The sequence below is a fragment of the Trebonia sp. genome (assembly GCF_049794275.1).
In the GTDB taxonomy this organism is placed as follows: domain Bacteria; phylum Actinomycetota; class Actinomycetes; order Streptosporangiales; family Streptosporangiaceae; genus Trebonia.
Window position 1 is genome coordinate 1 of sequence record NZ_JBARCR010000588.1, and the last position, 4,887, is coordinate 4,887.

General features: G+C 69.0%; 6 protein-coding genes. All 6 read left to right on the forward strand.

Annotated elements, in window-relative coordinates; translation table 11 throughout:
- On the forward strand, window positions 1–204 hold a 204-nt coding region (locus WA805_RS15870; RefSeq protein WP_425242715.1), incomplete at its 5' end, for a hypothetical protein.
- A gap of 50 nt (window positions 205–254) precedes the next feature.
- Window positions 255–686 carry a YbaB/EbfC family nucleoid-associated protein gene (locus tag WA805_RS15875; protein ID WP_424561481.1) on the forward strand — a complete coding sequence of 144 codons (432 nt, stop codon included), beginning with the start codon at window positions 255–257 and terminating at the stop codon, window positions 684–686.
- A gap of 9 nt (window positions 687–695) precedes the next feature.
- Window positions 696–1,295 (forward strand): recombination mediator RecR, encoded by a 600-nt coding sequence (recR, locus tag WA805_RS15880; protein ID WP_422276160.1) that lies wholly within the window; start codon window positions 696–698, stop codon window positions 1,293–1,295.
- Between the two features lie 48 nt (window positions 1,296–1,343).
- Complete coding sequence (locus tag WA805_RS15885; RefSeq protein ID WP_422276162.1) at window positions 1,344–2,624, forward strand: aspartate kinase; 1,281 nt, start codon at window positions 1,344–1,346, stop codon at window positions 2,622–2,624.
- Complete coding sequence (locus WA805_RS15890) at window positions 2,621–3,673, forward strand: aspartate-semialdehyde dehydrogenase (RefSeq protein WP_425242716.1); 1,053 nt, start codon at window positions 2,621–2,623, stop codon at window positions 3,671–3,673. Before WA805_RS15885 ends, WA805_RS15890 begins: the two co-directional genes overlap by 4 nt.
- Window positions 3,674–3,990: 317 nt before the next feature.
- A partial coding sequence (locus WA805_RS15895) for a hypothetical protein (RefSeq protein WP_425242717.1) occupies window positions 3,991–4,887 on the forward strand: 897 nt, incomplete at its 3' end.

Consider the following 4,887-nt stretch of genomic DNA (forward strand, 5'->3'; position numbering starts at 1 on the left):
GCGCCTGCCCCGCCGTCGGACGGGGCGGGGCGCCGGGGCGGAGGCACGGGCCCGTTCGGGATAACTGATCTTCCCCCACCGCCGGATGAGGAGTTCGATCCTGACGACGAGGACATGACGGTGCCCGCGGCGGCCGATCTGACCGGCATGGCGCTGGTGCAGCGCGAACTGGGTGCCCAGATCATTGCCGAATACGAGGACTAGCGGCGGGTTCGTGGGCTTAGCAGAAGCGGCGCGGAAGTAGGCTTCCGGTTATGGAACCTGGCGGTTTTGACATGCAGCAGATTTTCGCTGCCGCGCAGCAGATGCAGTCGCAGCTGGCGAACGCTCAGCAGGCGCTCGCCGACAGCGAAGTGACCGGGACAGCGGGCGGCGGCGCCGTGCGCGCTGTCGTGAGCGGGGCCGGCGAGCTGCTCGATCTGACCATCGATCCTGGCGTGATCGACACGTCGGACCCGGCGGAGACCGCCACGACGGTCGCCGACCTCGTGCTCGCCGCCGTGCGTGACGCGGCCCGCGCCGCGGCTGACCTTCAGCAGCGGCAGCTCGACGCGATCAGCGGCGGGGTACCCGGACTCAACTTGTCTGGCCTCGGCATAGGCGGCGCCGGCGCGGAGGCGGACTACGACGACGACGACGAAGATGACGAAGAAGACGAAGACGAAGACGACGACGAAGAAAGCTGACGGCAGGGCATGTACGAAGGCGTCATACAAGGCCTTATCGACGAGCTCGGGCGGCTGCCCGGCGTTGGGCCGAAAGGCGCGCAGCGCATCGCCTTTTACCTGGTCGCCGCCGACCCGGAGGACGTCAGGCGGCTGGCGGCGGCGCTGGTCGAGGTGACAGAGCGGATCAGGTTCTGCAAGACCTGCGGCAACGTCGCCGAGGCCGAGGAGTGCCGGATCTGCCTTGACACCCGGCGCGACCCGTCGGTGATCTGCGTCGTCGAGGAGCCCAAGGACGTCGCCGCGGTGGAAAAGATCCGCGAGTTCCGCGGCCGGTATCACGTGCTGGGCGGCGCGATCAGCCCCATCGACGGGGTCGGTCCCGACAACCTGCGGATCCGCGAGCTGATGGCCAGGCTGGCGGACGGCTCCGTCACCGAGCTGATCCTGGCGACCGACCCGAACCTCGAGGGCGAGGCGACCGCGACCTATATCGCGCGGCTGGTCAAGCCGCTGGGGCTGCGGGTCACCAGGCCCGCCAGCGGGCTGCCGGTCGGCGGCGACCTGGAGTACGCCGACGAGGTCACGCTCGGCCGCGCCTTCGAGGGCCGGCGGCTGCTTGATGTGTGACTAATTAGATTGGGCGTAGCCTCCGGGTGCCAGCTACACTCTGGCCACGTGGCTCTTGTCGTGCAGAAATACGGTGGCTCCTCAGTAGCTGACGCGGAGGGCATCAAGCGCGTAGCCCGGCGCATCGTCGCCACTCGCGAGGCCGGCGACCAGGTGGTCGTGGTGGTCTCCGCGATGGGGGATTCGACCGACGAGCTGATCGACCTCGCCAACCGGGTCAGCCCGGTGCCGCCCGCCCGCGAGCTCGACATGCTGCTCACTGCCGGGGAGCGGATCTCGATGGCGCTGCTCGCGATGGCGATCGCCAGCCTGGGCATGGAGGCGCGGTCGTTCACCGGGTCGCAGGCGGGCGTCATCACCGACGCGGTGCACGGCAGAGCGCGGATCATCGACGTTACGCCCGGGCGCATCTCCAGCGCCCTGACGGCAGGCGCGATCCCGATCGTGGCGGGCTTCCAGGGCGTTTCGCAGACCACCAAGGACATCACCACGCTGGGCCGCGGCGGCTCCGACACCACGGCCGTCGCGCTCGCCGCGGCGCTGCGCGCCGACGTGTGCGAGATCTACACCGACGTGGACGGCGTGTTCACCGAGGACCCGCGGCTGGTGCCCGGCGCGCGCCGGATCCCGCGGATCAGTTACGAGGAAATGCTTGAGCTGGCCGCGTGCGGCGCCAAGGTGCTGATGCCCCGGTGCATCGAGTACGCGCGGCGGTACGCACTGCCGATCCACGTCAGGTCGTCGTTCAGTGAAAAGACGGGTACCTGGGTCATGGGGCACGCAACGGACGAGTCGGAGGAAGCCGGAATGGAGCAGGCCATTATCTCCGGGGTGGCGCATGACCGGAGCGAGGCGAAGATCACCGTGGTCGGCGTGCCGGACCGGGTGGGCGAAGCGGCGCGGATCTTCGGCATCGTCGCCGCGGCAGGCATCAACATCGACATGATCGTGCAGAACGTCTCCGCCATCGCCACCGGCCGCACCGACATCTCGTTCACCCTGCCGGTCGCCGACGGGCAGCAGGCCCTCGAGCTGCTGCGCGCCGCCCAGGACACGGTCGGCTTCCAGCAAGTGCTCTACGACGACAGGATCGGCAAGGTCTCGCTGATCGGCGCCGGCATGCGATCGCACCCCGGGGTGAGCGCCAAGTTCTTCGCCGCGCTCGCCGAGGCGGGCGTGAACATCCAGATGATCTCCACCTCGGAGATCCGGATCTCGGTGGTGGTGAGCCAGAGCGACGTGGACGTCGCGGTGAACGCGACGCACAAGGCGTTCGACCTGGAAGCCGAAGAGGTCGAGGCCGTGGTGTACGGGGGGACCGGCCGATGAGCTCACGTCCCACGCTGGCCGTGGTCGGCGCGACAGGCGCGGTCGGCACCGTCATGCTCGACCTGCTGTCCACCAGGGAAAACGTGTGGGGAGAGATCAGGCTGATCGCCTCTCCGCGGTCCGCGGGCCGGCGGCTGCCGGTGCGCGGCGGTGAGACCGAGGTCACCGTGCTGTCAGAGGACGCCTTCGACGGCGTGGACGTGGCCATGTTCGACGTGCCTGACGAGGTGTCCGCCGCCTGGGTGCCGGTGGCCGCCGCGCGCGGCGCCGTGTGCGTGGACAACTCGGGGGCGTTCCGGATGGACCCGGAGGTGCCGCTCGTGGTGCCGGAGGTGAACCCGGCCGACGCCGCGCGGCGGCCTAAGGGGATCATCGCGAACCCGAACTGCACCACGCTGTCGCTGATCGTGGCCGTAGGCGCGCTGCACCGCGATTTCGGCCTGGAAGAGCTGATCGTCGCCTCGTACCAGGCTGCGTCCGGCGCGGGACAAGCCGGCATCGACACGCTCTACGGGCAGCTGGACAAGCTGGCCGGCACCAGGTCGCTCGGCCAGCGGGCCGGCGACCTGCGCGGCACCGTCGGCGACCTCGGCCCGTTCCCCGCGCCGCTGGCACTGAACGTGGTGCCGTGGGCCGGCTCGCTGCGCGACGAGGGGTGGACCTCTGAGGAGCTCAAGATCCGCGACGAGTCGCGCAAGATCCTCGGCCTGCCGTCGCTGCGCGTCAACGCGACCTGCGTCCGGGTGCCGGTCGTGACGACCCACTCGGTCGCGGTGCACGCCCGCTTCTCGCGCCCTGTCGGCCGGGCGGGCGCCTGGGACACGCTGCGGGTCGCGCCCGGCGTGGTGCTGTGTGACGAGCCGTCGCGCGGCGAGTTCCCGACGCCCGCGGACGTGGTAGGCACCGACCCGACATGGGTCGGGCGGGTCCGCGAGTCCCTCGACGACCCGAACGGGATCGAGTTCTTCGTCTGCGGCGACAACCTGCGCAAGGGCGCGGCGCTCAACACCGCTCAGATCGCGGAGCTGGTCGCCGCTGAGCTCTCATGATCGGGTTCCGCGATTGATGCCCGATTTCGCGTTGTTACATTTTCGTCCGCAATTTGACAGCCATCGCTTTGTGCATCGCGGTATAAAGGTTGCTGCATGCTCCGCGGGGGTCCTTGCGCGGAGTGCGTAGCTGGTCACGCCTCGAAATCCACGTATCTAGCTGGTGTGCTGGATATATATCGATTTGTGTCCTAACGGTTATCCGCGCTGCTATAGTCAGACCGCTCGTGTTACGGATGACCGACGCTGTTGCGGGCACGCGCCGGAGTTACGCACTACGCGGAATTGCTTGCAGTGACTGTCGAGGAGGTAACCCCGTGGCAACGACTCGCAGCCGTCCCCGCGGCCGTGAGAGCGCTCGCCCGTCCACAGGCGGGGTAGTAGCCGAGCACGCGACGAAGATCTACTCGGTCGCGGTCAGCGCCGTCGTGGTCATCATCGCGTTCCTGGCGCTGACCGGTACCGGCCACGTCATCGACGCGGCTACCCAGGACTTCATGCTCTACTACGCGGGCGTCTTCACGCTGATCGCGCTCTCCGCGTCGGTGGCGCTCGGCCTGGTGGCGACGGACCGCATGATCCTGAACCCAGGGCACCGGATCTGGGCGCAGTCGGCGCACCGCGCCGCGTCCTTCGGCGCCCTGACGTTCCTGATCATCCATATCGTCACCGAGATCCTCGCGCAGCGCGTGCACGTGCTCGACGCGTTCGTGCCGTTCCTGTCACCGTTCCGCACCTTCTACATCGGCCTGGGGACGATTGCCTCCGATCTCATCCTGCTACTCGTCATTACGGGCATCCTGCGCAAGCGGTTCACCGCGAACGGAAATGCGTGGCGCTGGCGGGCGATTCACTACGCGTCGTACGTCGCGTTCGTCTTCGGCGTCTGGCACGGCCTGCTCGGCGGGCGGCCAGGCAAGCCCTACGTGGACTGGAGTTACGGGTTCGTCGTCGCGTTCGTCGCGCTCGGCCTGGCGGTGCGGATCCTGGCCAACTCGCTGCGGCCCAAGGAGAACCTGAGCGGGCCGCCGGTGCCTGAGTCGGCGGGTTCCGGGTCCGCCCCGATGCGCGCGGCATCCATGTTCGCCCAGCTCAGTCTGGCGCGCGCCGCCGCTTCGCAGACGGCGCTTAACGCCAGGTCCGGGCCGCAGCCGATGCTGACCGCCCCGGTCGGCGACTGGAACGAGCGGCCGGCCACGAGGCCGCGCACCGCC